Below are 25,445 nucleotides of genomic sequence, written 5' to 3'. Positions count from 1 at the left end.
GTGGCGTAGAAGGATGATCGCAAAGTGGCTTCCGCCTGCTGAACTATCTTGTCCGCCTCACGCACTGAGTTCGAATGGATTGCCTATGCTTGCAATGTCGGCCTCTCCAGGCAGAATTTCAATTGAGATTAAAGCGGAGCCGTTATAGAAAAACTATATGAAGAATCTGAATACCGTCCATCTCAACGGACTGCGGGCGCTGGAAACCGTCGGCCGTCTCGGCTCGCTCCAGGCCGCCGCCGAGGAGCTCGGCGTCTCGGTCGGCGCCGTCAGCCAGCAGGTCATCAAAGCCGAAGCCCAGCTCGGCCAGGTGATCTTCGAGCGCACCGCCCGGGGAATGATCGTCACCGAAGCCGGCCGACCGGTTCTCCTGGCGCTGGATGAGGGGTTCGCCCGGCTTTCGGCGGCGGTGTCGATCGCAAACCGCAAGGACGATACCATCCTGACCATATCGGTGGCGCCGGTTTTCGCCGCCCGCTGGCTGGTCTGCCGGCTCGATCGCTTCGCCGAGCGCCACCCAGACATCAAGCTGCGGCTGGATGCGACCACCAACCTCGTCAGCCCGGCGCTTTGCGACGTCGATATCGGCATCCGCGTCGGCAACGGCAAATGGCCTGACGTGAAGGCCGAACTGCTCCTGGAGCAGGAGGTCTTTCCCGTCTGTTCGCCCGAGATGGCGGCGAAATTGAAAGAGCCCGCCGATATCCTCGAACTGCCCGCCATCATCGATGGCCACGCCATGTTCACCTGGGAGGTCTGGATGCGTGAGGCCGGGCTATCGGGTGCGACGCTTTCGACCCGCCACGTTTTCAACGATGCCTCGCTCTGCCTCGATGCGGCGATCGCCGGCCAGGGCGTCATGCTTGCCTGGCAGACCCTGGCCGCCTTCGCGCTTGCCGAAGGCCGGCTCGCCGCCCCCTTCGGCATTCGCGCGCCGACCGGCTTCGGCCACTATTTCGTCACCGCCGAAGGCACACGCGAGCCGAAGAAGGTCAAGGATTTCAAGGCCTGGATCCGCGAGGAAATGGCCGGCACACTGGCTCTCTTCCGGTAGTCCTCACACCTCGATCGGCTCTTTGCCGCGGGTCGCCTGCATCGCCTTGTAGGCCGGGCGGCATTGGCAGCGCTCGATCCAGGCTTTGATATTCGGATGTGCCTGGAACAGCGCCTCCTCGCTCTGGGCGTAGCGCAGCACTTCGGCGAGGTTGAGGTCGGCGACGGTGAAGCGGTCGCCGACGATCCATGGCCGGCCGGCAAGATGGCCTTCGAGAACTTTTAGCGGCCTGCGCAGCGAGCGGCAGGCGACGGCGATCGTCTCTTTGCCGCCTTCGCTGTTTTCAAGCCCATTATCATAGGTGAGCACGATCCGCACCGTATGCGGCTCGACCTCTGCCGCCGCCCAGACCGTCCACATCGTCAACAATCCGTCTTCTTCGACGGTTTGACCGGAAAGCGGCCCGCCGTTTTTGCGGCCGAGGTAGAGATTGATCGCCAGCGACTCGTGCATGACGAGATCGCCGTCCCGAATGCTGGGGATCTGCCCCATCGGATTGACGGCGATGAATTCAGGCGAACGCGTGTTGAGTGGCGCATCCTCCGCCAGCGGATCTGCAAGCCGCCTTGCCTGCAGCACTGGCACCGAGCGGAATTCGAGCCCAAGCTCCTCCGCCATCCAATAGACGCGGGAAGCGCGCGACCGATAGACCCCGTAGATTGTCAGCATGAACGTATCCCCTCGATATTGTCCGCGGGACCGTAAATGCCGGATCGGCGTGGGAAAAGTCCCTGTGGCTGATGGGATGATGAAAGCTTTTGATGGCCTCGGCAACTCCAGCAAACGTGTATAGCGGTTTTGCCAGGTAAAGCGCGAAGCGCTTTTGCTTGGAATTGTCTAAACGGTCACGAGACGCGGTTGCGCTCGATGGTCAGTTGCGCATAAGGCGAGCCGCCGCCTGCCATCTCGGCGGAGACTTTCTTCTCCCACTGGAAGCCTAAAACTGCGCCTTCTGTGGTCTCCTGGAAGATGTTGTCGGTGATGACGGCGGTGCCGGCGCCGTCGGCCACCGAGACGGCGCATCCCACGGGTGCCTTGCGCACCACATTGCCTGTGACAACGACGTTGCGCAGATACGGACCCCAGCCGATCTGCAGACCCCAGCGCGGCGCGCCCTCGATCACATTGCCGGAAATCAGCGTATCGGCCTCCGCCGCGATGCCGATGCCGAAACCGACCTCGTGGGTGTAGGGACCCTTCAGCGTCAGGTTGCGCACGACATTGCCGGTGACGCTCGCCAGCCGGCCGCCTTCGTCGAAATTGGCGATCGAAATGCCGTTTGCCGCCCCGTCGATCATATTGGCGGAAACCACGGCGCCCTCGAAGGCGAATTCGACATAGATCGCCGTCTCGCCGGAGCGCCGGCACTGGTTGCTGTTGATCTGGATGTCCGAGGCAGAATTGGCGCGGATCGCCGTGAAGGCACAGTCGGAGATATGGTTATCCGTCACCATCACGCCGTCGGCACGGAAGATATTGATGCCGTTACCGTTTTCGCCGGTGCCGCCGTCATTGGCGCGGATGTTGGAGATGCGGTTGCCGGAAACGACGGTGCCGTCCTCCGCCTTCTTCCAGCGATGCACCAGGATGCCGCCATTGCCGCAATCCGAAACCGTGTTGCCGGTGACCGAAAGATTTGCCGATTCCACCGCGTAAAGCCCGGATTGGGCCGCACCCGAAATGCGGCTGCGCTCGATCCGCCCGCCGCAGCGTTCCAGTTGCAGGCCGTGTTTGCGGCTGCCGCCGATCTCGCAATTGTCGATCAGCACCTCGTCGACGCTGGTAAATTGCAGCAGCGCGCCGGCGTAATCGCCAAGCCAGCGATTGCCGCCGTCGATGACGAGATTGGAAAGCTCGATGCGGCGCACGTTTTCGGCCGAAAACAGGTGGCCTTCGCCGGTGTAGACGATCCGCGAGGCGCCGGGCACGCCAGTGATACGGGTATTGTCGGGCAGGGTGAGATTGGAGATCCGGTAGGTGCCGGGCGGAAGGAAGACCGGCACGTTCTCGCGCGCCGCCCGTTCGATCATCTGCTCAAGGTTGCGGGTCTTGCGGTCGCCGCTTTCGGGAACGGCGCGATATTCCACCGCGTCGATCGCACCGCGCAGATCGGGCTGGGCGGCGGCCGTCAGCGGCGAGGCAAGCGCGCGCGATGCCCCTCCCGCCACCGCCGAGGCAGCGAGAAAGAGAAGCATATCGCGGCGTGAAGGCATTCGGCGCACTCCTGTCATAACGCGCCCGTAGCAGGAAACGTGCCAGGTGGGCATGTATTCTTTTGGTACAAGCTTGGCAGAGGTGAGCGAAATTGCAGGTGTAGCCGCCGCCGACGGCAGGATATCGCCGCTTATATTGTCGTCTTGTTCACCCTTTCATTTAAGCAAGCCGAAGGAAATGAGGACTACTTTGAAGGGAAATTCTACGATGACAAGGGCGGGATACGGCCTTCGGCCGCGGGGGAGAATGGCGTTATGCACGAACCGAGTGCCAGGCGATGGGAATCGACCGATGCCCTGACAGCCGAAACGCGGCGCATCGTCGCCGCGACGGAGGCGATGATGGCATCGACCGCCCATCATCTTTCCGAGGGCATCGAGAACCTGCGCCTCAAGGAAATCGTCCACGAGCTTCCGGATTTCCTCTACGTCAAGGATCGTGACAGCCGCTTTGTCTTCGCCAATGCCGTCACCGCCAGCAGCCTCGGCGTGCAGAGCGCGGCGCAGATCACCGGCAAGCGCGATTTCGACCTGTTCGATTTCGAAACGGCGCGCCACCATTTCGATATCGAGCAGCAGATCATGGCGACGGGCGAAGCCCGCATCGACATGGAGGAATCCTACATCCTTCCCGGCGGCAAAAGACCGATATGCCGGCTGACCTCGAAGATACCGTTGCGCAACGATCGCGGCGAGGTCGTCGGTCTGATCGGCGTGTCCCGCGATATCACCGAGCGCAAGCTTCAGGAGGATCTCCATCGCGGCCAGGCGAAACTGCTCGAAATGATCGCCCGCAACGAGCCGTTGCCGATGATCCTCGAGGCGCTGGTGCTGATGATCGAATCGCAGCTGACGGGGATCGACGGATCGGTGCTGCTGCTCGACAGCGAGGGCACCAGGCTCTATCACGGCGCCGCTCCCAATCTGCCCGGCGGTTATAGCCGCCTGATCGACGGCGTCACGATCGGTCCCAAGGTCGGCTCCTGCGGCACCGCCGCATGGCGCGGTCAGACCGTCATCGTCGAGGACGTGATGGTCGATCCGCTGTGGGAGGATTTTCGCGCGCTGATTGCGCCGTTCGGCTTCCGCTCCTGCTGGTCGACGCCGATCGCCACCTCGCAGAACAACGTGCTCGGCACCTTTGCGCTCTATTCCAGGGAAGTCCGCCGTCCCACCGAGCATGAGATGACGCTGGTGGCGCTCGCCACCCACATCGCCGGCATCGCCATCGAGCGCAAGCGCGTCGATGACCGCATCCATTTCATGGCCCATCATGACGATCTCACCGGCCTGCCGAACCGGGCTTTCCTCAAGGAGCGGCTGGCCAATATCCTCGACCAGGCCCGGCGCAACAACCGCAAGGTGACCGTCGCCTATATCGATCTCGACAATTTCAAGGATATCAATGACGGCCGCGGCCATGCCGCCGGCGACGAGGTGCTGAAGGAGGTTGCCGCCCGCATGGCCAACAGCGTGCGGGCCTCCGATATGGTCGTGCGTCTCGGCGGCGATGAATTCCTCGTGGTGCTCGTCCACCAGTCGAGCCATGATGCCGGCATCACGCGCCGCCTTCGCGAGCTGCAGAAGGCGATCAACCGGCCGATCCGCGGTGAGGATGGCGAGCTCACCGTCACCGCCAGCATCGGCGTTGCTGCCTTCCCGTTCGATGGCGCCACCTCGCAAGAGCTTCTCGCCAATGCCGACCGCGCCATGTACCGCGCCAAGGAGCTCGGTCGCAACACATTGCAGCATCATGAGGGCGGCAGCACGCCCGTCGGAATGCCGCTTGGCGAACAGGAGGAACTGCACCAGGCAATCACCGGCGACCAGCTCTTCCTGCAATACCAGCCGCAGGTCGATGTCGCCACCGGCCGCATCACCGGGCTCGAGGCGCTGGTGCGTTGGAACCATCCGGCCAAGGGTAGGGTGCCGCCGGTCAATTTCATTCCGCTCGCCGAAGAGACCGGCCTGATCGTCCCCCTTGGCCTCTGGGTGCTGAACGAGGCCTGCCGCCAGGCGCGCCAGTGGCAGGATATGGGCCTGACGCCGCTGACGATCGCCGTCAACGTCTCGGCCAAGCAGTTCGCCGATCCGGATTTCGCCACCCATGTCGCCGAGGCGCTCGATCGCCACCGGCTGCAGTCGCGCTGGCTGGAGCTTGAGGTCACCGAAAGCGTGGTGATGCAGGATGCCGAGCGCGCGCTTGCCATGATGGAATCGCTGCGGGCGCTGGGTGTGCGCCTGTCGATCGATGATTTCGGCTCCGGCTATTCCAGCCTTGCGGCACTGAAGACCTTCCCCTTCGACCGGTTGAAGATGGACCGTTCGCTGGTCGAGGCCCTGCCGGGCGACAAGACCGCCGTCGCCATCGCCTCGGCCGTCATTTCACTGGCGCAGACGCTGAAGCTTTCGGTGCTGGCCGAAGGCGTCGAAACCGATGCCCAGATGGATTTCCTGCGCCACGCGCATTGCGAGGAGGCGCAAGGCTACCGCTTCTCCAAGCCCGTCTCTCCGGAGGAGATCCCGGCATTGCTGAAGGCGCGCAGCCTCTAATCGGCCGCCTTGATTTCTAAACGCGAATGACATTGAGCCGCAGAGCGCTGACGACGGCCTGCGTTCGCGTGGTGCATCCCAGTTTCTTGATCGCGCTGCCGATGTGATTGTTCACCGCGTTTTCGGAGAGATCGAGAAGTTTGGCAATTTCATTGCCTTTCCTGCCGCCGGCGGTCAGCCTCAGGCAGTCCAGCTCGCTCGCCGTAAACTCGATGGGCTTGTGTTTCTCGTTCAATGTCAGCTGCGAGAGCCGGTCGTAGATCAGCGTGGCGATGAACAGCAGCTTCGCCATCTCGATCATGCTGAAATTCCGCGACCCTGAAATCGACATGGCGCCGCGTCCGCCCGCGGCATCGTGGACAGGAAAATAGGCGCCTTTTTCCATGCCGTATCGGTTGAACAGCTCGATGACCGTCGACTTCTTGCCTTCGCCGCGATTGGTATTGATTGCTTCGACGTCATAGTTGAACGGGCTGGTCGATCTCAGCATCCGGCGGATGACCGGGCTGTCGATCATCAGGTTATGGGCGTCATAGAAATCCACCATCTCCGCCGGCCAATTGGTGATGATCTTCGTCGCGCCGATTTCGAGGATGTCGACGGTCGGCAGCGTCATGAACAGGAAGGCATTCATTCCAAGGTCTTGCGTGAGACCCTTCATATATTTGAACACTTCGTAATGCGTGTTGAAGCCTGCGGCGACTTCCTCGATTCGATTGAATTCGGCCTCGAGCTTCATGTCTTCTCCATCAGCCGCCGCATCCGGGCGCTTGGCGACGGCCGCCTCATTCCTCAAATCGCAATCGATACAGAGAATGATGCAGCAATTCAAAGTGTTACAGCGTCCTTTGCGCGTCCGAAAGACGTGCAAGGGACGCTGTAATGTGCCGGGCGAATCCGCTCGGATCGGATGTGGATTCTACACGGTTGGAGGACGCTGCAACATGTGGCAGCGGAAGAAAAAGACAAGGCCTCACCTGCCGGGAAAAGTACGCTTACGAGACAACGAGCCCTTAACAAATCGTAAAGGCGCTTTCTGGCTTCCGGGCACAAAAGCGGTGAAAAATCGCCAATGTCGGCATAGAAAATCCACCGCGGCAAATCTTGTATCGAACCGATACGTTCGAAACGAATGCTTATATCAGATTGATTTTATTGACACATTTCTCCTATGCCTGATTGGCTCGAAGAGCCTGTATGGGTGAATGACCGGGTTAATGGATACTTAAAGAATTTGCCGGATTTTATCTTCAGATTGCTCGTCCAGCGCAAGCTCGCGTGGGAGCGCTGCTGGCACTCTTTGAGGGGACCGCATACCGACCGCCAATCGACGATGTCTTCCGCCAATTCGTTTTGATCGATGAAATTGTAATAAGTAACTGTAAATATTAGAGGAATATGTCGTGCCCTGGCAAGTCTTGATCGGAAATGTGGCTGCGGTTGCGCTCGTCATTTCGGTGTGGATGCACCTGCATTACAAGTTCTACCGCCTGTCGAAGGTCCAGGCAGAACTTGGTTTCGGCTTGATGATGGGCCTTGGGGCAGTCTTGTCGATGCTGCTGTCCGTCGAGGTCGACAGCGGCTATTATCTCGATCTCCGTTCGACCTTGCTGGCGGTCTCGGCAGTCTACGGCGGTCCGCTGGCGGTTCTGACGACAGCCGCCCTCACATCCGTGCAGAGGATCTCCATGGGTGGCGCCGGTGTCGAGCCGGCACTGATCTCGATCATGCTGGTATCCGTGTTTGGACTGGCGGTCCACTTGCTGTTTGGCAGGGGCTCGGCGGATGTCAAAAAGGCTCTGGCTTGTGCCGTAACGGTGGCCGCGGTCACATTGGCGATGAGCATTTTCCATCGAGGTGGCTGGTCGCATATCACGACTGTCAGCCTTGCCGTCATAGGCGTGAAATTCGCCGCGACCTTGGCCGCGGCATCCGTCATTACCTATTTCCATGCCTTTACCCTCGAGCGGGATATCTTGAAGGCCGCGCTGACCCAGGCGCCGGATTTCCACTATGTCAAAGACCGGAATAGCCGCTTCGTCGTCACCAACCTCAACGTCGCGCGAAACCACGACCGCACCAAGTCTTCGGAGATGGTCGGCCTGACGGATTTCGATCTCTATCCCAGCGAAATGGCGCAAGCGTTCTTCGATCACGAACAGGAGATCATGGCGACCGGCGAACCCATCGTCGACTTCGAGGAACCGCTCGTCCAAGAGAATGGCCGGGAACGCTGGTTCATGACGTCGAAGGTCCCGTTGCGGAACCGCCACGGCGATCTGATCGGACTTTCCGGCGTGACCCGCGATATCACCGAGAAAAAGCGCCTCATTCAGGAAGCGCTCGACAGCAAGAACGTGCTGTCCCAAGCGATGACGGAAATGTCCGATGGGCTTGCCATGTTCAATTCCGCGGGCCGGCTGGTGTTTTGCAACGATCAGTATCGTGCCGCCTTTCCCCGTTCAGCCGATGCCAGACGGCCCGGCGCTGCTATAACCGACATCCTGCAGGCCGTTATGCGCAACGGTGAGCGGATCGACGTCGGCCCGGATGCCGGCGAGGACTGGATAGAGACGGAAGCAGCCCAGCTTTTCCTGACCCATGATAGTGACATACCGATGTTCGATGGACGCTGGCTCAGGCAGCGCACCCGTTTGGCGGCCGACGGCTCCGCCCTGGTGGTGGTTTCCGACATCACCTCGATGAAGCACTCCGAGGAACGGCTGACGCAGCTCGCCATGAAGATGAAAGGGCTGGCCGACACCGACGCATTGACCGGTATTGCCAATCGCAGAGTGTTCAACGAGGCGATCTCGGAAGAGTTTGCCCGCGCCCGCCGGGCCGAATCCGCTCTCAGCCTGCTGCTGATCGATGTCGATCACTTCAAGGCCTACAACGATACCTATGGTCATCTCGAAGGAGACAACTGCCTGAGGATGATCGGCGAGGTCCTCAGGTCGATTGCCAAGCGCCCCTGCGACCTCGCGGCGCGATTTGGCGGGGAGGAGTTCGCCATCCTGCTGCCCGGCACGGACAGGGACGGCGCGGTCCGGCTTGCCAAGATGCTGCGCTCGGCATTGCATCGGCGCGCAATCCCGCACAGTGAGAGCAGCAAAACGATCGTGACGGTCAGTATCGGTGTGGCGAACATCTTGGATCGATTTGCGACGCCGGCAGAATTGGTCGCGGCCGCAGACCGGGCGCTTTACGCGGCGAAAAAGCACGGTCGCGACCGTATTGAAGCCGCTGCAGTTCAAGCAAGAGCGGCGTGAGTTCCGACACTTCGGACACGTCTCGCCCCTTTTTCTCAGCGAGCCTCACTTTGCAAGCTTGCCGATCGCCTCGATCTCGTTCGTCCATATGCCCGCTGCATAGTCTTGCGGCAGCTGCGCCAGTTGCGCGGGGTCGTCGATGCCGGTGGAAAAATCGCTGCCGCGATAGGGGCCGAGCACGAAGACCTCGGTCCCGGCATCCTGCATCCGGTTGAGAAAACGGTCCGGCCAGCCCCAGAGCCACGGCGCGATATTGATCGGCACCAGCATCATCCGATGTTTGCAGGCGTCCGGCAGCACGCCGCTCCAGCCATAGCCGATATAGCCGAACAGGCAGCCCTTCAGGCTCTTGCGCGAGGCGGTCCTGATATCGGGCGAAAGCCGGCGCAGGACGTCGATCGGCTCGTCGCCGCCATAGACTGTGATATCAGCCCGTCGCGCGGCGGGAAGCCCGTTGAGCACGGCGGCGAGCTTTTCGCCCTCGGAAGGGTCGCGGCTCTTGACGTTGATGAGGAAGCGCCGATCCGGAAAGGTCGTCAGCACCTCGGCAAGCGTCGGCATCATGCCGATGCCCTGGCCGCGAAAGGGAAAGCTCTTGCCGCCATCGGCCGTATAGCCATAGCCGAGGTCGAGCTTCTTCATGTCGGCCATCGAATGCTCGCGCGTGACGCCGTGCCCGTCGGTGCGGCAGTCGAGCGTCCAGTCGTGAAAGACGGCGAATTGCCCATCCGTGGTCGGATGCACGTCGATCTCGACCATATCGGCGCCGGCTGCAAAGCCTGCCTGCATCGAGCGGATGGTATTTTCGAGATAATCGTGTTTCGGCGGCAGCATGCGGGCGGCCGTGCAGGTATCGTTCTTCAGATCGGTTTCGTCGAACCGCTGGGCGATGCCGCGATGGGCGAGCAGCACCGGTTTTCCCGGCCGATGCTCTGCGAGCAGGTTGGTATTGTTGAGGTAGATGCCGGCGGCTGCAGCGGCGATTGCCGCCGTGCAATAGAGAAGCTTCCTGCCCAAGATTTATCCCCCTCCGGTTGCATCGAACGCACAAGGGCTAGAAAGCGATTCCGGTTGTTCTTGGGCCCTTTTCCGGCTTTTCTATGCCATCGCCTATTTGCCGGACGGGAGCCTGATCGCTATGGAACCACAAGACGACGAGCTCATCCATTTTGAAGCGCATGGCGCCGCCCCGTTGCCGCCGGCAGCAGTCGAAGGCAATGTCGAGCACGACGGCGCCCGCATCTGGTATGCGAGCTACGGCGCCGGCCCTCCCGTCATTCTGTTGCATGGCGGCCTCGGCCATAGCGGCAACTGGGGCTATCAGATCCCGGCACTGTTGCTGAGCCGCCGCCGCGTCGTGCTGATCGACAGCCGCGGCCACGGAAGAAGCAGCCGCGATATCAGGCCCTATGCCTATGAGCTGATGGCTGCCGACGTGCTTGCCGTCATGGACGAACTCCATATCGATAAGGCGGCGATCGCCGGCTGGAGCGACGGCGCTTGCATCGCTCTGATCCTGGCCATGACGGCGCCGTCGCGGGTTGAGGGCGTCTTTTTCTTCGCCTGCAACATGGATCCGAGCGGCACGCTGGAATTTCATCCGACCCCGGTCATCGACCGATGCTTCAGCCGGCACGCCAGCGACTATGCCGCCTTGTCCGCCACGCCGGACGATTTCCATCCTTTTGTCGAGGCGGTCAGCCTGATGATGCGGACGGAGCCGAATTATGACGCGGCCGACCTCGGCCGGATCCGCGTGCCGGTCGCCATCGTGCTCGGCGAACATGATGAATTCATCAAGCCCGACCATGCCGAATATCTGGCCCGCAGCATTCCGGACGCTGCGATGATCTATCTCCCGGGCGTCAGCCATTTCGCGCCGCTGCAGCGGCCGGCCGAGTTCAACGCCGCGGTGGTCACCTTCCTCGATGGGATAGGATCACCGGCGTGAGCGGCGCATTCGATCGTGAGCTTTTCCAGCCCCTCTGGCCTCGCGCCCATTTCCCGCTATCTCTCGTTTCATGAGACCTGATGCGCTGCTCTATCCCGCCCCCGAAGGGCTCTATTGCCCCGAAGGCGGCTTTTATGTCGATCCGGTGCGGCCAGTCGAGCAGGCGCTCGTCACCCACGGTCATTCCGATCACGCCCGGCCGGGCCATGTGAACGTGCTTGCCACCCGCCAGACGCTCGACATCATGCGCCTGCGTTACGGCGAGGGTTTTTGCGCCAGCGAGCAGGCTGCCGCCTTTGGCGAGGCGCTGCTGGTCAACGGCGTCAAGGTGAGCTTTCATCCGGCCGGCCATGTGCTCGGCTCTGCCCAGATCGCCATCGAGAAGAACGGCACCCGCATCGTCGTCTCCGGCGATTACAAGCGCCGCCCCGACCCGACCTGCGAGGCCTATGTGCCGGTTCCCTGCGATGTATTCATCACCGAGGCGACCTTCGGCCTGCCGGTCTTCCATCATCCCGATCCGATGGACGAGATCGGCAAGCTGCTGGCGTCGCTGCGGCAATTTCCCGAGCGCACCCATCTCGTCGGCGCCTATGCGCTGGGCAAGGCCCAGCGTGTCATCCGGCTGCTGCGCGATGCCGGTTATGCCGAACCGATCTATATCCATGGCGCCATGGAAAGGCTCTGCGACTATTATATCGGAGAGGGCATCGATCTCGGCGAGCTGCTGCCGGCCACCATCGAAAGCCGCGACAAATCAGCCTTCAGGGGCGCCGTCGTCATCGGTCCGTCATCGGCCTTCGCCGACCGCTGGGCTCGCCGTTTCAACGAACCGTTGCCGGCCTTCGCCTCCGGCTGGATGATGGTGCGCCAGCGCGCCAAACAGCTCGGCGTCGAACTGCCGCTCGTCATCTCCGATCATTGCGACTGGCCGGAACTGACGGAAACGATCCGGGAACTGCACCCGGCCGAGGTCTGGGTGACGCATGGCCGCGAGGAGGCCCTGGTGCGCTGGTGCCAATTGCAGGGCATCAAGGCGAAACCGCTGCATCTGGTGGGGTATGAGGACGAGGGGGATTGAGGATGGAGTTCGTTGCTGAAAATCCCTCCCCAAACCCTCCCCACAAGGGGGAAGGGCTGCCGCGCCTCGCCCGTCGCATTTTACCTCTGACGGCCTTGCATGCAGCGACGTTGCCTTGGGGCGAGGCGTTGCCGCAGGATAGTTCCTCCCCCTTGTGGAGAAGGCTTGGGGAGGGGGCTTTTCCATACGCCATTGGGGAGGGGTTTTCCTCGAGAGCCGGGAGGCGCCCATGAAAGCCTTCGCCGACCTCCTCGACCGCCTGGTGCTCACCCCCAGCCGCAACGGCAAGCTGAAGCTGCTCACCGATTATTTCCGCGACACGCCGGACCCCGACCGCGGCTATGGCCTTGCCGCCATTGCCGGCACGCTGGAGGTGCGCAACGTCAAGCCTGCCATGCTGCGCGAACTGGTGCTGGAGCGCATCGACGAGGTGCTGTTCCGCTATTCCTATGATTATGTCGGCGATCTTGCCGAAACCATCTCGCTCGTCTGGGACAATGAGAGGGATATCGACCGTTCGGCACTCGCTCAGCCGCGCCTCGGCGAAGTCGTCACCGGCATGAACGCGCTCGGCCGCACCGAAGTGCGCAGCTTCGTCCGCGACCTGCTCGACCGGCTGGATTCGTCCGGCCGTTTCGCCTTCATCAAGCTGGCGACCGGCGCCATGCGCATCGGCGTTTCCGCCCGCCTTGCCAAGCAGGCGCTCGCCGATCTCGGCGGCAAGGACGTGACCGAGATCGAAACCCTCTGGCATGGCCTGCAGCCACCTTACGAGACCTTGTTCACATGGCTGGCAGGCGGTGGCGAAAAGCCGGTGCTGGCCACACCGGCGATCTTCCATTCCGTCATGCTCGCCAATGCGGTGGAGGAGGGCGATCTGGCCGGCCTCGATCCGGCCGGCTACGCCGCTGAGTGGAAATGGGACGGCATCCGCGTCCAGCTCTCCCGCTCGGGCGACAGGCGCAAGATTTATTCCCGTTCCGGCGACGACATTTCAGGCGCCTTTCCCGATATTCTCGACGCGATCAATTTTTCCGGCGTCGTCGACGGCGAACTGCTGGTCGGCGGCACCGCCCGCTCCAACAGCCCGACCCGAACTTTCTCCGACCTGCAACAGCGCCTGAACCGTAAGACGGTGACGGCGAAGATGCTTGGCGACTATCCCGCCTTCATCCGCACCTATGACCTGCTCTTCGACGGCGAGGAGGATGTCCGCGGCCGCTCCTATATCGATCGCCGCGACCGGCTGACCGAGATCATCGATCGCGCCCCCCATGACCGTTTCGACCTCTCGCCGCTCGTGCCGTTCTCCTCATGGGAGGAACTCGACGCCCTGCGCGCCGCCCCGCCCGATCCCGTCATCGAAGGCGTGATGATCAAGCGCCGCGACAGCATCTACCAGGCCGGCCGCATGAAGGGCCCCTGGTTCAAGTGGAAGCGCAATCCTTACAATGTCGATGCGGTGCTGATGTATGCCCAGCGCGGCCATGGCAAGCGCTCCAGTTATTATTCCGATTTCACCTTCGGCGTCTGGGCCGACGACGAGGACGGCGAGCAACTGGTGCCGGTGGGCAAGGCCTATTTCGGCTTTACCGATGCCGAACTCGAGGTGCTCGACAAATTCGTGCGCAACAATACCACCGAGCGTTTCGGCCCGGTGCGGGCCGTGCGGGCCGACAGGGATTTCGGCTTCGTCGTCGAGGTGGCTTTCGAGGGCATCAACCGCTCGACCCGGCACAAATCCGGTGTCGCCATGCGTTTTCCCCGCATCGCCCGCCTGCGCCCCGACAAACCCTCCTACGAGGCAGACCGGCTGCGCACGCTGATCGCCATGATCGACGCCAAGCCGGGGTGACTGGATGGATAATGAATGACGCAGACTGGGGCAGAAGCCGTCAAGCGATCCGCCTACAGGTCCCAGGCGATGATTTCTAGATCCGGCCACAGCGTGCCCCACCGCGCGATCTTCTTCTCGTAGATTTCCCGGGTAATCTGCTTCTTGTTGGCTCGCACCACGGGGGCCAGGAGGTCCTTCAGGCCGTAGGGCGCAAACAGATCCAGCCCATTGTCCACGGGGCGAATGCCGACGGCAGCGGCCGTGGTCGGAAAGGTCGTGATCGCCTCATCTGTGGATGTATACGGCGTTATCGAATGCCCGAACTTTTCCTTGTACCAAATATGAACTCTGGCCTGGTTCTTCACGTCTATCCAGACAGGCAGATTGGATAATAGCCCCCGAATACGGGCAGAGTGATCTGCTTCGGCGCTTTCGGACAGATCATTGCCATCGAAATAAACAATATCGATGTCATTGATGCCGTGATCGTGGGCAAAGCCAAAGGCGTGGTTCCATACTGTCTGGGCGATCGCCCCGGCCACCAATCGCGCATCAGGCAACCCGATGCGGTCCCAGTGATCGAGCACCGTCGAGAGAAGCGGACTGTCCGAAATGATCGCCTGGAGTTTCATGTGCGGATTCAGCGTCAATTCCCCCTTTTCGCTTACCCAACGCGATTCCCGATATAAGATTGTTGCGATAAAGTTTGCGTGGCAACCTGCGCAACAATGACGCAGGGCAATATTTTCAACACCATGTGTATTGGCGGCAACGATCTTCCGGTGCAGATTTTGCATGCCGGGGAGATGATTTGGGTGCTGCGTTATGAGCTCGCGTGAACAAAATTCCTTTTTCCTCCAACGCCGTGCCGTGCTGGCGGGTCTTGCCGGTGCATTCGTCCTGCCGCGGATGGCGGCCGCCTTCGATGTCCCGGACGAGCCGCGCCTCGCCAAAGGCGACTATGCCAAAGTCCGCCACCATTTTCGCACCAAGCTGTTGCAGAAGGGCCCGGCGCCCGACAAATACGAACCGCTGAATGCGCCTGCCGATGCAGACAAGATCTTCTACCGCTCCGGCTACGGCGAGTTGGAACTGGCGGCCTGGGTTTCGAAATACAAGCGCGAGCGCGCCGCCAAACCGGCCGTGCTCTTCCTGCACGGCGGCAATGCCATGGGCATCGGCCACTGGCAGTTGATGAAGCCCTATATGGATGCCGGTTATGTCGTGATGATGCCGTCGCTGCGCGGCGAAAACGGCCAGATGGGCAATTTCTCCGGTTTCTATGACGAGGTCGACGATGTGCTCGCCGCCGCCGAGCGCCTGGCGCATCTGCCGGGTGTCGATCCCGAACGCCTGTTCATCGCCGGCCACAGCATCGGCGGCACGCTGACCATGCTGGCGGCGATGAGCACCGATAAGTTCCGTGCCGCGGCGCCGATTTCGGGCAATCCCAATGCTTTCCGCTTCTTCAGCCGCTATCCCCAGGATATCCGCTTCGACGACAGCAATGCGCATGAGTTCGAGGTGCGGTCGGCGCTGTGTTACGCCCACAGCTTCAAATGCCCGGTCCGTGTCGTCCACGGCACCGAAGAGGCCCATTTCAACGACCGCGCCGATCTGCTTGCCCGCCGCGCCCGCGCCGCCGGCATCCATATCGAAACCGATACCGTCGCCGGCAACCACACCTCGGCGCTGCCGGCCGAGATCGAACAGAGCATCCGCTTCTTCCACGGGGTGGCGGCCTGAGTTTTGCCGATACCGGCAGCAGCGATGACGTGTGACGGATGATTGATTGCGATCCCGCCGCCGCCCACGGTGGCGGGCTCATCGTTTGCTGATCTTGCTTTTCCCACCCCAACACCAGCCTCGCGCCAGCCGCAGATGCCATCGTCCCGGCAGATGTCGTTGTCTGCCGATCGTTGATAAGGGTGGTTCCATGAATTTTCTGCGCCGGGTCTTCCCGATTGCCGGGCTTGTGATTGCCGTTGCGTCGCTGAGCGGCTGCAACATTCTCATTCCCGATGTCGCCGCCGATTCGCCCGCCCGCTTCGTCCAGGAAACCTCGCCGGTGTTTTATCAGCCGCCCGGCGTCGATCCGCGCCGGGTGCGGCCCATTCCCGATCAGCCGGTGCCGCAGACGCGCGAACTCTACAAGACCCAGTTCCATCAGACCTACGGCCTGCCGGTCACCAATCCCGTGCACATGGCGATGTATGGCCAGCTTCGCGACGAGGATTTCACCCTGCCGGCGATCCCGATCAGCCGCGTGCAGCCGCAGTTCCTGCGCCAGGAGGTCGATTACCAGACGACAGAGCGGCCCGGCACCGTGATCGTCGATACCAAGACGCGCTTTCTTTATTTCGTCGAGGGCAACGGCAAGGCGATGCGCTACGGCGTCGGCCTCGGCCGCGACGGTTACGCTTGGTCGGGCCGCGGCACCATCCAGTGGAAGCAGAAATGGCCGCGCTGGACGCCGTCAGTCGAAATGGTCTCGCGCCAGCCTGAGGTTCGCCCCTTCGGCGCGGAAAATGGCGGCATGAATCCGGGACTGATGAACCCGCTCGGCGCCCGCGCCATGTATATCTTCAAGGGCGGGCAGGACACGCTCTACCGCATCCATGGCACGCCCGACTGGCAGTCGATCGGCAAGGCCACTTCATCTGGCTGCGTGCGCATGCTGAACCAGGACGTCATCGATCTCTACGACCGCGTTCCGGCCAAGGCTGAGATCGTTGTGATGTAGCGCTGCAACAGCGCGACCCATATCGTCTGCCCCAGGCCGGACACGTCTGCGTGAAGCTATGGTTTATTTGGCGCAAGCCGATAGATTCACTGATGTCGTTATCCCAGGATTCCCGCATCAAAGGAAATCAGTCCCGCGTCATGAGCTTCGATAGACATCTTTCCCGCCGTAGCTTTCTTTCCTTTTCGGCATTGACCGCAGCCTCCGCACTCACCGGCTGCGCCTCCAGCGCCAACACGGTGACATCAGGCGATACAACGATCATTTACCGTTCGCCCATGCGCCTGTTCCAGTCCCCGGGGGCGTCGAGCGTGCCGAGCGGAGCCGAGCTTGCCGTCATGTATGGCCCCATCGAGGACGGCGGCTTTCTCATTCCCGCCGTTCCCTACGAACAGATCGATCCGCGCTATTATCGCCAGCGCGTCGTCGATCCCACCGGCCAGCCGCCGGGCACCATCGTCGTCGATACGCCATCGCGTTTCCTCTATCTCGTCCAGAGCGATGGCATGGCGATGCGTTACGGGGTCGGCATCGGCCGCGAGGGTTTTGCCTGGCAGGGCTCGGGCGTCATCCAGTGGCGGCAGAAATGGCCGCGCTGGAAGCCGCCGAACGAGATGGTCGCCCGCCAGCCGGAACTCGTCAAATATTCGATCGACAACGGCGGCATGGAGCCGGGCCTGAAGAACCCGCTCGGCGCCCGCGCGCTCTATATTTTCTCGAATGGCGAGGACACGCTCTACCGCCTGCACGGCAATCCCGACTGGCGCTCGATCGGCAAGGCCGTCTCATCGGGCTGCGTGCGGCTGATGAACCAGGATATCATCGATCTCTACGACCGCGTGCCGACAAAGGCGCCGATCGTCGTCTGGCAGTAATTATCACCAGGGCGGCCGTAATGCGGCCGCCCCGGATCGATCTTTTTCCCCGAGGAAGTCATTGCTTCCGCCCAAAAGCACCTGCTTTCGCTTGAGCAAGAGTTTTCATTTTGCGTCGGCAGGGGATTTTATTTTTCGAAATACCATTGCTTAATTCGATAAATATCCTACATGGTGCGTATCGAATTGCTTGCGACCTTTGTCCACGCGCTGAAGCGCTCCGTCAGATATCCTCTCAACATCGATACGGCTTGTCGGATATCTCTCCGCAGGCGAACACAAACGGTTGAAAAGGAGATCGTTATGAATTCAGGCGTCGTCAAGTGGTTCAATGGCACCAAGGGCTTTGGCTTCATCCAGCCCGATGATGGTTCTACCGACGTTTTCGTTCACATTTCAGCGGTTGAACGCGCCGGCATGCGCGAACTCGTTGAAGGCCAGAAGATCCGCTACGATCTCGTCCGCGACAAGAAGTCCGGCAAGAACTCGGCTGATAATCTTCAGGCCGCATGATTTGTCATTCGCCTGCGCTGACCATGAATATGGCGGCGGGCTGACCAAATGCTGGCAGTGAGCTGACCACGGATGTACTGGCAGCGAACTGACCAAAGATTGGCAGCGGGCTGAGTGACTGGAAGAGGTCGGGTCCGAGCCCGGCCTTTTTGCTTTGATCGCCTGGCTTTGCTGATTTGATCGCCCGGCCTTTGATTGATCGATTGCGCAGCCGAAGAGTCGAAGGGACGCTGAAATGGGCAGACCAAACTATAAAGTCGGCGACATGATCGTGCTGAAATCCGGCCTCACCCGCACGGCGAAAGCCGACAAGCGGTGCCGGATTTCCAGCATCCTGCCCAACGACCACGGGCATGTGCAATATCGGGTCCAGTTCGATGCGGAGAATTTCGAGCGCCGCATCACTGAGGCCGATATCGATACGGGGGAAACGCCATCCAGGGTTTCTCCCGAGGCGGCGGCCAAGTCCGATGGCGCCGAGCCATGGCTGAAGTTTTCGAGCATCAAGATCGGGAAGTAGTCCCGCCGTTTTTACTATGACAGCGCGGCCTTGCCGCCGACAGGAAGGATATCGTTTTGCAGGTTCTCGTCAGGGATAACAACGTCGATCAGGCGCTCCGCGTGCTCAAGAAGAAGATGCAGCGGGAAGGTCTGTTCCGGGAAATGAAGGCGCGCAGCGCCTTTGAGAAGCCGTCCGAGAAGCGCGCCCGCGAAAAGGCCGAAGCCATTCGCCGCCAGCGCAAGCTTGCCCGCAAGAAGCTGCAGCGCGAAGGTCTGCTGCCGGCACCGAAGAAGGTTCTTCGCGCCCGCTAAACCTAGCCGTGGAATCACGGCGCCTGCCGTGGAATCGTGGCGCCAAATATGGAGCCGCGGTTCCAGCCGCGGAGCCACGACTCTAGCGCCGCCATCACCTGAGAAAGGGGCACATGACCGCCACCAAGGGAGAATTCTTCAATCCCGCCAAGCTCTCGTCTCGCGACAAGGCGGAAGCGACCGATCATACGGCGCGCGCCATCATCGCCGCTGAGGCATCGGCTCGTGACAAGAAGACGGAGAAGCTGAAAGCACTGCGCCTGCAGCAGGAGGCCGAAGCCGAACCTAAGGCGCCGCCTGCAAAGAAGCGCCGGTCGCCGGCCAAGCCGGCTGCGGGACGGCCCTAATCCTCGGTGGGTGCCCTTATTTAGGCTGACCGGGTGGATGCGTTCAGCCGTCCGTGCCGGCGTGGGCGAGATTGCCGCGCAGCCGATGCAGCATGTCGCGCATCTCGGCCATTTCCTTGAGCGTGCAGCCGGCGGCTTGCCCGATCGCCGTCATGATCGTATCGATCTCCCCCTTCATCGCCTCACCTCTCGGGGTCAGTGACACGATTACCTGCCGTTCGTCGCGCAGGTCGCGGATGCGCTTGATCAGTCCGCCCTGTTCCAGCCGTTTCAACAGCGGCGACAGCGTGCCGGAATCGAGATCGAGCTGCTCGCCGATCGTCTTCACCGGCAACTCGCTGCGTTCCCAGAGCACCAGCATCACCAGATATTGCGGATAAGTCAGCCCGACCCGGTCGAGGATTGGCTTGTAGGCGCGGGTGAAAGCATGCGCCGTCGCATAGACCGCGAAGCACAACTGCTTTTCCAGTCGTTTCTCCTCTTGCGGTATCTCCATCGTCTTCGTCGTGTGCGCTTTCATATCCATCATCCTTGAGGCCTTATTGTCCTCTTTTCGAATTCGAAATGCAATTTGCAAAATTCACTTGCGTACAATTTAATTGTGCGATATTGAAAATCCAACCCGATCGAAGGGCCAATCAAAGGAGATCGTCATGCCTATTCTCTATACGACCAAAGCCTCTGCCACCGGCGGCCGCGCAGGCCGCGCCGTTTCCGAAAACGGCGTTCTGGACGTGACGCTGACCGTTCCCAAGGAACTCGGCGGCGACGGCGCGACCGGCACCAATCCCGAACAGCTCTTCGCTGCCGGTTACTCCGCCTGCTTCCTCGGTGCTTTGAAATTTGTCGCGGGCCAGCAGAAGGTCAAGATTCCGGAAGAGACGACGGTTTCCGCCAAGGTCGGCATCGGCCCGCGTGAAGATGGCGGCGGCTTCGGCATCGAAGTGGCGCTGACGGTCAATATCCCCGGTCTCGACCGCGAAACCGCCGAAAAGCTCGCCGCGGCGGCCCACATCGTCTGCCCCTACAGCCACGCCATGCGCACCTCGACCGAAGTTCCGGTCACGGTTGCCTGATCGGCTTTAAGAAAAGCGGCAGCCGCGATGGCTGCCGCAATCTGCCGGCAGGGCAGGGCCATTGACCTGGTGGGAAATCGGTTCGATTTCAGCTCCGCATCGCGATCAGCGCCGCCGAACCCGCCACCAGCCCTGCCGCCGACCGGTTCACCGCCCGCATCTGGCGTGGTGAGCGGATGAAGGCGCGGGCTCTTGCCGCGACCATGAGATAGGCGACTTGCACGCCGAGATCGATCGCAAGGCCGAGAGCGACGATCACGGCAATCTGCGATACCGACAGCGCCGTCAGATCGAAGGCCTGTGGCAGCACCGCCCCGAAAAACACCACCGCCTTCGGATTGCCGAGCGTCAGCAGCATGCCGGCGACCAGGCCGCGCTTGCCGCCCGCCTGCGCCTGGATGCCATCAGGCGCGCTCGTCCAGAGCTTCCAGGCTATGAACAGCAGATAGGCGACCCCCAGCCATTTGACGATGACGAAGGCGGCCTCGAAGCGCAATGCCAGCGCCGAAAGCCCTGAGATCGCTGCCACCAGCCAGAGCGAATTGCCGGCGACCATGCCGAGGATGAAGGTAAGCGTCGAGCGCCCGCCACGCGTAAGCACCTGCGCGATCAGCGCGCCCTGGGCCGGTCCCGGAAGGGCGGCGGCGAGTGTGAAGGGAATGATGAAGAACCAGATGCTCATAGCCCGCCTATTCCGCCGTTGTCCGCCTGTTATGACGGGACGGCCGCGGCGACGCAGCGGCCTTCAGCGTTTCGGCCGGCATGGATGATAGCGCCTGCAGGTCCTGCCGCAGCCGCGCGGAACCGCCATCCGAGAGCCTGCCGTCAAGCAGCGCATGCGTTTTTTCCCAGATCGGCAGCGCCTTTGCCAGCGCCGCCTTGCCATCGGCGGTGAGGCTCAGCAGCCGGCCGCGCCTATCCCGGGGGTTCTCCATCACTGCGACCCAGCCCTTGCGCTGCAGCGGCTTCAGCGCCGCCGTCAGCGTTGTCTGGTCCATGGCGAGCAGGGCGGCGACCGGTCCCATCGGCGGCGGTTCCGGCCGGTTCAGCGACATCATCAGCGAAAACTGCCCGTTGGTCAGCCCCGCCGGCCTCAGCGCATCGTCGAACAGCCGGGCAAGTGCGCGCGCTGCCCGCTGCACATGCAGGCAGAGGCAGGTGTCGCGCACCATCAGCGTCGTGGAAAAGGGAATCTCGATCGAATTTGACATGCTCCATTTCTATTGATATCAATGTAATTAGTCAAGGAAAAGGAGCGTGCCGGAGGAGGGCGCATTCCATGCAGAATGAGGTTGTTTCCCGAGAAGAATGGCTCGAAGCCCGCCGCGCCCTGCTGGTAAAGGAGAAGGAGGCGACGCGGCTGCGCGACAGCGTCAACGCCGCCCGTCTGGCGCTGCCCTGGGTGAAGGTCGACAAGGATTATGTCTTCGACACGCCGGAGGGAAAGAAATCGCTCGCCGATCTTTTCGACGGCCGCAGCCAGTTGCTGGTCTATCATTTCATGCTCGGCCCCGATTGGGATGCCGGCTGCACCGGCTGTTCCTTCCTGTCGGATCATGTCGACGGCGCCCTGCCGCATCTGAACCATCACGACGTCACCTGGGTCGCCGTTTCGCGCGCGCCGCTCGACAAGATCGCCGCCTACAAGCGGCGCATGGGCTGGCAATTTCCCTGGGTCTCTTCCTTCGGCAGCGATTTCAATTTCGATTATCACGTTTCTTTCAGCCCGGAGGATCTTGCCAAAGACAAGGTCTTTTACAATTTCACGCCTATGCCGCCGGCTGATGCCAATGACGAGCTGCCGGGCCTCAGCGCCTTCTACCGCAACGACAAGGGCGAGGTCTTCCATACCTATTCGAGTTATGCCCGCGGCCCGGAAGAACTGATCGGCACCTTGATGATCCTCGACCGCGCCCCGAAGGGCCGTAACGAGGACAGCACGATGAATTTCGTGCGCCGCCACGACGAATATGAGGGGGCCCCGAAGGCGCCATCCTGCTGTCACTGAGCCGGGATGCGGAAAGACGACGCCACCATCACTCAAGGGAGAAGAGGACGATGAAGACCGCTGAAGTGCTGAAGGAACATTCCTTCCTGGAAAGACTGATCGGCGAATGGACCGTCACCGCACCCGATATGACCGGCAGCGAGCCCTGGACGGAAACCGTGCGCTCGCTGCACGGCATCTGGTTCGTCGCCGAAGGGACCGGCCGCATGCCGGATGGTAAAGAGGCGACCAGCATCCTGACGCTTGGCTACAACGCCGCAAAAGGCAAATATATCGGCAGCTGGATCGGCAGCATGATGGACTATATGTGGGTCTATGAGGGCGAGCTCGACGCATCCGGCAATGTGCTGGACCTCTATACGACAGGTCCCGACTTCAATGGCGAGGGACTTGCCGATTACCGCGAGCAGATCACCTTCACCGACGCCGATCACCGCACCTTCATCTCCAGCGCCAAGCAGCCTGACGGTTCCTGGAAGCAGTTCATGGAAGCACATTACGCCCGCAAGATCTGACAATCACGGCGCTCGACCTTGAAAGAAGGGGTTTCGAAAAAGAGGCCTCGGGAAAGGAGCGTCGAAAAAGGGAGAGTAGGATGTCCGAGACGCATGGAAAGTTCATCTGGTGCGAGTTGATGACCCCCGACACAGCGGCTGCTGCGAAATTCTACAGCTCCGTCGTCGGCTGGACGACCTCCGAGATGAAAATGGAGGGCATGCCGACCTATACGATCTTCGAGGCGAACGGCATCGGCGTCGCCGGCCTGATGGAGTTTCCGGCCGAACTCGAGGGCAAGGGCATTCCACCGAACTGGACGGGTTATGTTGATGTCGACGACGTCGATCAGTCGGCCAAGGATTTCGCCGCCAATGGCGGTTCGGTCCGCCGTCCGCCGGAAGACATCCCGACCATCGGCCGCTTCGCCGTCGTCGCCGATCCGGGTGGCGCGGTGATCTGTATCATGACGCCGGCGCCGATGGACAAAACCTGGCCGGAACTGGCCTTCGACGCGCCCGGCAATATCGGCTGGCACGAACTCTACGCCGGCAATGGCGAACAGGCGCTGGCCTTCTATTCCAAGCTGTTCGGCTGGACGAAGCACAGCGATTTCGACATGGGTCCGATGGGCGTCTACCATCTCTTCGCCCATGGTGGCCGGCAGATCGGCGGCATGATGACCAAGCCGGACAATATGCCGATGCCCTTCTGGTGCTACTATTTCATCGTGCCGGCGATCGACGCCGCGATCGAACGCGTCACCTCAGGCGGCGGCAAGGTCGTCAACGGCCCGATGGAAGTCCCCGGCGGCAGCTGGATCATCCAGGCCACCGACCCGCAAGGCGCCTTCTTCTGCCTGGTGGCGCCGAAGCGGTAGGTTTTGCCGCATTTTTGGCGGTGTGGCGTAAAGCCCCCTTATCCGCCCTACGGGCACCTTCTCCCCGAGGAGAGAAGGGGGAATCGAGACGTCGCCACGAGTCCCTTCTCCCCGCGGGGAGAAGGGCGGCAGCCGGATGAGGTGGCTTCACGGCACACGGCCAACACCAATCACACCCATCCATCACCCCGCAACCGAAGCAAAGAACCCTTCCGGGCTCTCCACCTCCACCAGCCGCTTCTTCTCGATCAGCCAGAACCGGTTGCCCACCGCCCGCACGAAACTGCGGTCGTGTGAGACCAGCAGGCAGCTCGCTTCATGCGACATCAGTTCGCCCTCCAGCGCTTCCTGTCCATCGATGTCGAGGTGATTGGTCGGCTCGTCGAGCAGATAGAAGTTCGGCTCGGGCAGCCGCAGCACCAGCATGCCGAGCCGCGCCTTCTGGCCACCGGACAGCTGGCCGATCGGTTTTGCCTGCATGTCGATCGTCATGCCGGCGCCGGCCAGCAGGGCCCGTGCCCGCTGGTCGCCGACATCGAAGCGGCGGATGATCGTGCCAATCGGCGTGTCGCTGTCGGCGAGATCGGCAAGCGCCTGGTCGCCATAGCCGAGCACGAGCGAAGGCGTCGCCTTGATGCTGTCGCGCGCCGTCTCCGGCCTTTCGATCGCCTGCTTCAGCATCGACACCAGCCGCGACTTGCCGGCGCCGTTGAGGCCGAGCAGCACGATGCGGTCGCCCTGGCAGATGAATTGCCGGCCGGTCTTGAATAGAGGCGTCCCATCCGGCGTCGTCACGGCCGCATCCTCCAGCGTCACGAGCACCTTGGCATGCGTGCCGCGATTGGCGAGCCGGATGGCGCCGGCCGAGCGCTCGAGATGCGCCGGTTTTGCCGCATCCTCCAGCTTCTCCGCCCGCTGCTTGAGCTGCTTCGTCTTGACGACGAGCAGGTCGCTGCCCGAATTGATGCCGATATTGTTGAGCTTCGCCGCCTGCTTGCGCAACTGCTCCGCCACCTTCATGTCGCGCTCGTAGCGCCGCGCCTCTGACGCATCGGCTTCGTCCACGGCGGCGCGCGCTCGTGTGTAGGGCAGGGCGAAGACCGGCGATTGCTCCGGCCGCAGGAACAGCGTTCGGTTGGTCGTCGCATCGAGGAAGGCGCGGTCGTGGCTGGACAGGATCACCGGCACGTCGCGCGGCAGCGCATTCAACCAGCCTTCGAGCTGGGCGATCTTTTCAAGGTCGAGATGGTTGGTCGGCTCGTCGAGCAGAAGCACGTCGGGTTCGCTCACCCAGGTGCGGGCAAGCATGGCCAGCCGCTGCCATCCGCCGCTCAACTGCTTCAGCGGCCGAGCGCGCATGGCCTCCAGCACCTCGAGCGATTCCAGCACCACGTCGACGCGCCAGCTCTCGCTTTCGGCCTGATCGGCCGGCAGCGCCTGCAGCACGGCATCATAGAACGGCGTGTCGAAAAGCTCCGGCGGCACATTCTGCGCGACATGGCCGACGGTCAGCCCGCGCGCCTTGGTGATCTCGCCCTCGCTCGGCTCCAGCGCGCCGGTGATGCAGGCAAGCAGCGTCGATTTGCCCCGCCCGTTGGCGGCGACGAGGCCGATGCGATCGCCTGTGTTGACGACGAGATTGAGCTTGGAAAACAACGGATTGCCCAGCGTCACGCCGAGATTGCGGATATTGATGAGTGTCATGATCGTTCTCTGGTCTTGACCGGGTATCAC

Annotated in this window: 26 protein-coding genes; 17 read left to right on the top strand and 9 right to left on the bottom strand. The window is 61.8% G+C overall.

Annotation, left to right across the window (positions count from 1 at the left end; translation table 11 throughout):
* The first annotated feature begins 157 nt into the window (after positions 1 to 157).
* Positions 158 to 1,054, top strand: a complete 897-nt coding sequence (locus tag EEQ99_RS11170; protein WP_047614191.1) for a LysR substrate-binding domain-containing protein — start codon at positions 158 to 160, stop codon at positions 1,052 to 1,054.
* 3 nt (positions 1,055 to 1,057) lie between these two features.
* On the opposite strand, the gene EEQ99_RS11165 is transcribed toward EEQ99_RS11170, so the two are convergent.
* Positions 1,058 to 1,723 (bottom strand): glutathione S-transferase family protein, encoded by a 666-nt coding sequence (locus EEQ99_RS11165; RefSeq protein ID WP_047614193.1) that lies wholly within the window; start codon positions 1,721 to 1,723, stop codon positions 1,058 to 1,060.
* Between the two features lie 176 nt (positions 1,724 to 1,899).
* Complete coding sequence (locus EEQ99_RS11160; RefSeq protein WP_127430421.1) at positions 1,900 to 3,267, bottom strand: TIGR03808 family TAT-translocated repetitive protein; 1,368 nt, start codon at positions 3,265 to 3,267, stop codon at positions 1,900 to 1,902.
* 255 nt (positions 3,268 to 3,522) lie between these two features.
* Here EEQ99_RS11160 and EEQ99_RS11155 point away from each other — a divergent pair, with 255 nt between their 5' ends.
* Positions 3,523 to 5,820 carry a sensor domain-containing protein gene (locus tag EEQ99_RS11155; RefSeq protein ID WP_047614196.1) on the top strand — a complete coding sequence of 766 codons (2,298 nt, stop codon included), beginning with the start codon at positions 3,523 to 3,525 and terminating at the stop codon, positions 5,818 to 5,820.
* Positions 5,821 to 5,836: 16 nt separating this feature from the next.
* Here the strand turns inward: EEQ99_RS11155 and EEQ99_RS11150 are convergent, their stop codons facing one another.
* Complete coding sequence (locus EEQ99_RS11150) at positions 5,837 to 6,559, bottom strand: helix-turn-helix transcriptional regulator (RefSeq protein ID WP_047614496.1); 723 nt, start codon at positions 6,557 to 6,559, stop codon at positions 5,837 to 5,839.
* Positions 6,560 to 7,223: 664 nt separating this feature from the next.
* Here EEQ99_RS11150 and EEQ99_RS11145 point away from each other — a divergent pair.
* Positions 7,224 to 9,092: a diguanylate cyclase gene (locus EEQ99_RS11145; RefSeq protein ID WP_063476620.1), complete on the top strand. Its 1,869-nt coding sequence runs from the start codon at positions 7,224 to 7,226 to the stop codon at positions 9,090 to 9,092.
* Positions 9,093 to 9,137: 45 nt separating this feature from the next.
* Here the strand turns inward: EEQ99_RS11145 and EEQ99_RS11140 are convergent, their stop codons facing one another.
* Entirely contained in the window at positions 9,138 to 10,109 is a 972-nt protein-coding gene (locus tag EEQ99_RS11140) for a glycerophosphodiester phosphodiesterase family protein (RefSeq protein WP_063476621.1), read from the bottom strand.
* Between the two features lie 121 nt (positions 10,110 to 10,230).
* Between EEQ99_RS11140 and EEQ99_RS11135 the strand changes: the two genes are divergently transcribed.
* From EEQ99_RS11135 to EEQ99_RS11125, 3 genes are all read left to right on the top strand, one after another.
* Positions 10,231 to 11,043 carry an alpha/beta fold hydrolase gene (locus tag EEQ99_RS11135; RefSeq protein ID WP_127430420.1) on the top strand — a complete coding sequence of 271 codons (813 nt, stop codon included), beginning with the start codon at positions 10,231 to 10,233 and terminating at the stop codon, positions 11,041 to 11,043.
* A 70-nt stretch (positions 11,044 to 11,113) separates the two neighbouring features.
* On the top strand, positions 11,114 to 12,124 hold the full coding sequence (locus EEQ99_RS11130) for a ligase-associated DNA damage response exonuclease (protein ID WP_048338326.1): 1,011 nt from the start codon (positions 11,114 to 11,116) through the stop codon (positions 12,122 to 12,124).
* Between the two features lie 229 nt (positions 12,125 to 12,353).
* Positions 12,354 to 13,979 (top strand): cisplatin damage response ATP-dependent DNA ligase, encoded by a 1,626-nt coding sequence (locus EEQ99_RS11125; protein ID WP_127430419.1) that lies wholly within the window; start codon positions 12,354 to 12,356, stop codon positions 13,977 to 13,979.
* Between the two features lie 53 nt (positions 13,980 to 14,032).
* Here the strand turns inward: EEQ99_RS11125 and EEQ99_RS11120 are convergent, their stop codons facing one another.
* Positions 14,033 to 14,758 carry a nucleotidyltransferase family protein gene (locus EEQ99_RS11120; RefSeq protein WP_308422504.1) on the bottom strand — a complete coding sequence of 242 codons (726 nt, stop codon included), beginning with the start codon at positions 14,756 to 14,758 and terminating at the stop codon, positions 14,033 to 14,035.
* Between the two features lie 28 nt (positions 14,759 to 14,786).
* Between EEQ99_RS11120 and EEQ99_RS11115 the strand changes: the two genes are divergently transcribed.
* The 7 genes from EEQ99_RS11115 (at position 14,787) to EEQ99_RS11085 (ending at position 19,252) form a co-directional block, all read left to right on the top strand.
* Entirely contained in the window at positions 14,787 to 15,707 is a 921-nt protein-coding gene (locus tag EEQ99_RS11115) for an alpha/beta hydrolase family protein (protein WP_029868116.1), read from the top strand.
* Between the two features lie 190 nt (positions 15,708 to 15,897).
* Complete coding sequence (locus EEQ99_RS11110; protein ID WP_029868115.1) at positions 15,898 to 16,704, top strand: L,D-transpeptidase; 807 nt, start codon at positions 15,898 to 15,900, stop codon at positions 16,702 to 16,704.
* A gap of 140 nt (positions 16,705 to 16,844) precedes the next feature.
* On the top strand, positions 16,845 to 17,579 hold the full coding sequence (locus EEQ99_RS11105) for a L,D-transpeptidase family protein (protein ID WP_029868114.1): 735 nt from the start codon (positions 16,845 to 16,847) through the stop codon (positions 17,577 to 17,579).
* A 303-nt stretch (positions 17,580 to 17,882) separates the two neighbouring features.
* Positions 17,883 to 18,092: a cold-shock protein gene (locus EEQ99_RS11100; RefSeq protein WP_003546468.1), complete on the top strand. Its 210-nt coding sequence runs from the start codon at positions 17,883 to 17,885 to the stop codon at positions 18,090 to 18,092.
* A gap of 235 nt (positions 18,093 to 18,327) precedes the next feature.
* On the top strand, positions 18,328 to 18,612 hold the full coding sequence (locus EEQ99_RS11095) for a hypothetical protein (protein ID WP_029868111.1): 285 nt from the start codon (positions 18,328 to 18,330) through the stop codon (positions 18,610 to 18,612).
* Between the two features lie 56 nt (positions 18,613 to 18,668).
* Positions 18,669 to 18,905, top strand: a complete 237-nt coding sequence (gene rpsU / locus EEQ99_RS11090) for a 30S ribosomal protein S21 (RefSeq protein ID WP_003569533.1) — start codon at positions 18,669 to 18,671, stop codon at positions 18,903 to 18,905.
* 113 nt (positions 18,906 to 19,018) lie between these two features.
* Complete coding sequence (locus EEQ99_RS11085; RefSeq protein WP_029868110.1) at positions 19,019 to 19,252, top strand: hypothetical protein; 234 nt, start codon at positions 19,019 to 19,021, stop codon at positions 19,250 to 19,252.
* Between the two features lie 43 nt (positions 19,253 to 19,295).
* Here the strand turns inward: EEQ99_RS11085 and EEQ99_RS11080 are convergent, their stop codons facing one another.
* A complete protein-coding gene (locus EEQ99_RS11080) occupies positions 19,296 to 19,781 on the bottom strand; it encodes a MarR family winged helix-turn-helix transcriptional regulator (RefSeq protein WP_047614211.1) in 486 nt (161 codons plus the stop codon).
* Between the two features lie 124 nt (positions 19,782 to 19,905).
* On the opposite strand from EEQ99_RS11080, the gene EEQ99_RS11075 reads away from it, so the two are divergent.
* Positions 19,906 to 20,328: an organic hydroperoxide resistance protein gene (locus EEQ99_RS11075; RefSeq protein ID WP_029868108.1), complete on the top strand. Its 423-nt coding sequence runs from the start codon at positions 19,906 to 19,908 to the stop codon at positions 20,326 to 20,328.
* Positions 20,329 to 20,416: 88 nt separating this feature from the next.
* Here EEQ99_RS11075 and EEQ99_RS11070 read toward each other — a convergent pair whose 3' ends face one another.
* Together EEQ99_RS11070 and EEQ99_RS11065 are read right to left on the bottom strand one after the other, a co-directional pair.
* Positions 20,417 to 21,010: a LysE family translocator gene (locus tag EEQ99_RS11070; RefSeq protein WP_127430418.1), complete on the bottom strand. Its 594-nt coding sequence runs from the start codon at positions 21,008 to 21,010 to the stop codon at positions 20,417 to 20,419.
* A 7-nt stretch (positions 21,011 to 21,017) separates the two neighbouring features.
* Positions 21,018 to 21,539 (bottom strand): MarR family winged helix-turn-helix transcriptional regulator, encoded by a 522-nt coding sequence (locus EEQ99_RS11065; RefSeq protein WP_063476626.1) that lies wholly within the window; start codon positions 21,537 to 21,539, stop codon positions 21,018 to 21,020.
* A gap of 68 nt (positions 21,540 to 21,607) precedes the next feature.
* Between EEQ99_RS11065 and EEQ99_RS11060 the strand changes: the two genes are divergently transcribed.
* From EEQ99_RS11060 to EEQ99_RS11050, 3 genes are all read left to right on the top strand, one after another.
* On the top strand, positions 21,608 to 22,336 hold the full coding sequence (locus EEQ99_RS11060; RefSeq protein ID WP_127430417.1) for a DUF899 domain-containing protein: 729 nt from the start codon (positions 21,608 to 21,610) through the stop codon (positions 22,334 to 22,336).
* 50 nt (positions 22,337 to 22,386) lie between these two features.
* Positions 22,387 to 22,851 carry a DUF1579 domain-containing protein gene (locus EEQ99_RS11055; RefSeq protein WP_047614219.1) on the top strand — a complete coding sequence of 155 codons (465 nt, stop codon included), beginning with the start codon at positions 22,387 to 22,389 and terminating at the stop codon, positions 22,849 to 22,851.
* An 80-nt stretch (positions 22,852 to 22,931) separates the two neighbouring features.
* Complete coding sequence (locus tag EEQ99_RS11050) at positions 22,932 to 23,711, top strand: VOC family protein (RefSeq protein WP_029868103.1); 780 nt, start codon at positions 22,932 to 22,934, stop codon at positions 23,709 to 23,711.
* Positions 23,712 to 23,894: 183 nt separating this feature from the next.
* On the opposite strand, the gene EEQ99_RS11045 is transcribed toward EEQ99_RS11050, so the two are convergent.
* Positions 23,895 to 25,415: an ABC-F family ATP-binding cassette domain-containing protein gene (locus EEQ99_RS11045; RefSeq protein WP_127430416.1), complete on the bottom strand. Its 1,521-nt coding sequence runs from the start codon at positions 25,413 to 25,415 to the stop codon at positions 23,895 to 23,897.
* Positions 25,416 to 25,445: the final 30 nt, after the last annotated feature.

The organism is Rhizobium anhuiense (genome assembly GCF_003985145.1).
In the GTDB taxonomy this organism is placed as follows: Bacteria; Pseudomonadota; Alphaproteobacteria; order Rhizobiales; family Rhizobiaceae; genus Rhizobium; species Rhizobium anhuiense.
The sequence above is the reverse complement of the archived record's forward strand: the minus strand, read 5'-3'. Positions and strand labels throughout refer to the sequence as shown.

What these genes read in the sequence shown, in the direction of transcription:
- EEQ99_RS11075 (WP_029868108.1), top strand. Translation starts at nt 19,906, where the DNA reads ATGCCTATTCTCTATACGACCAAAGCCTCTGCCACCGGCGGCCGCGCA.
- EEQ99_RS11125 (WP_127430419.1), top strand. Translation starts at nt 12,354, where the DNA reads ATGAAAGCCTTCGCCGACCTCCTCGACCGCCTGGTGCTCACCCCCAGC.
- EEQ99_RS11160 (WP_127430421.1), bottom strand. Translation starts at nt 3,267, where the DNA reads ATGCCTTCACGCCGCGATATGCTTCTCTTTCTCGCTGCCTCGGCGGTG.
- EEQ99_RS11050 (WP_029868103.1), top strand. Translation starts at nt 22,932, where the DNA reads ATGTCCGAGACGCATGGAAAGTTCATCTGGTGCGAGTTGATGACCCCC.
- EEQ99_RS11085 (WP_029868110.1), top strand. Translation starts at nt 19,019, where the DNA reads ATGACCGCCACCAAGGGAGAATTCTTCAATCCCGCCAAGCTCTCGTCT.
- EEQ99_RS11165 (WP_047614193.1), bottom strand. Translation starts at nt 1,723, where the DNA reads ATGCTGACAATCTACGGGGTCTATCGGTCGCGCGCTTCCCGCGTCTAT.
- EEQ99_RS11065 (WP_063476626.1), bottom strand. Translation starts at nt 21,539, where the DNA reads ATGTCAAATTCGATCGAGATTCCCTTTTCCACGACGCTGATGGTGCGC.
- EEQ99_RS11155 (WP_047614196.1), top strand. Translation starts at nt 3,523, where the DNA reads ATGCACGAACCGAGTGCCAGGCGATGGGAATCGACCGATGCCCTGACA.
- EEQ99_RS11100 (WP_003546468.1), top strand. Translation starts at nt 17,883, where the DNA reads ATGAATTCAGGCGTCGTCAAGTGGTTCAATGGCACCAAGGGCTTTGGC.
- EEQ99_RS11080 (WP_047614211.1), bottom strand. Translation starts at nt 19,781, where the DNA reads ATGATGGATATGAAAGCGCACACGACGAAGACGATGGAGATACCGCAA.
- EEQ99_RS11130 (WP_048338326.1), top strand. Translation starts at nt 11,114, where the DNA reads ATGAGACCTGATGCGCTGCTCTATCCCGCCCCCGAAGGGCTCTATTGC.
- EEQ99_RS11135 (WP_127430420.1), top strand. Translation starts at nt 10,231, where the DNA reads ATGGAACCACAAGACGACGAGCTCATCCATTTTGAAGCGCATGGCGCC.
- EEQ99_RS11115 (WP_029868116.1), top strand. Translation starts at nt 14,787, where the DNA reads ATGAGCTCGCGTGAACAAAATTCCTTTTTCCTCCAACGCCGTGCCGTG.
- EEQ99_RS11045 (WP_127430416.1), bottom strand. Translation starts at nt 25,415, where the DNA reads ATGACACTCATCAATATCCGCAATCTCGGCGTGACGCTGGGCAATCCG.
- EEQ99_RS11060 (WP_127430417.1), top strand. Translation starts at nt 21,608, where the DNA reads ATGCAGAATGAGGTTGTTTCCCGAGAAGAATGGCTCGAAGCCCGCCGC.
- EEQ99_RS11070 (WP_127430418.1), bottom strand. Translation starts at nt 21,010, where the DNA reads ATGAGCATCTGGTTCTTCATCATTCCCTTCACACTCGCCGCCGCCCTT.
- EEQ99_RS11150 (WP_047614496.1), bottom strand. Translation starts at nt 6,559, where the DNA reads ATGAAGCTCGAGGCCGAATTCAATCGAATCGAGGAAGTCGCCGCAGGC.
- EEQ99_RS11105 (WP_029868114.1), top strand. Translation starts at nt 16,845, where the DNA reads ATGAGCTTCGATAGACATCTTTCCCGCCGTAGCTTTCTTTCCTTTTCG.
- EEQ99_RS11110 (WP_029868115.1), top strand. Translation starts at nt 15,898, where the DNA reads ATGAATTTTCTGCGCCGGGTCTTCCCGATTGCCGGGCTTGTGATTGCC.
- EEQ99_RS11170 (WP_047614191.1), top strand. Translation starts at nt 158, where the DNA reads ATGAAGAATCTGAATACCGTCCATCTCAACGGACTGCGGGCGCTGGAA.
- EEQ99_RS11095 (WP_029868111.1), top strand. Translation starts at nt 18,328, where the DNA reads ATGGGCAGACCAAACTATAAAGTCGGCGACATGATCGTGCTGAAATCC.
- EEQ99_RS11120 (WP_308422504.1), bottom strand. Translation starts at nt 14,758, where the DNA reads ATGCAAAATCTGCACCGGAAGATCGTTGCCGCCAATACACATGGTGTT.
- EEQ99_RS11055 (WP_047614219.1), top strand. Translation starts at nt 22,387, where the DNA reads ATGAAGACCGCTGAAGTGCTGAAGGAACATTCCTTCCTGGAAAGACTG.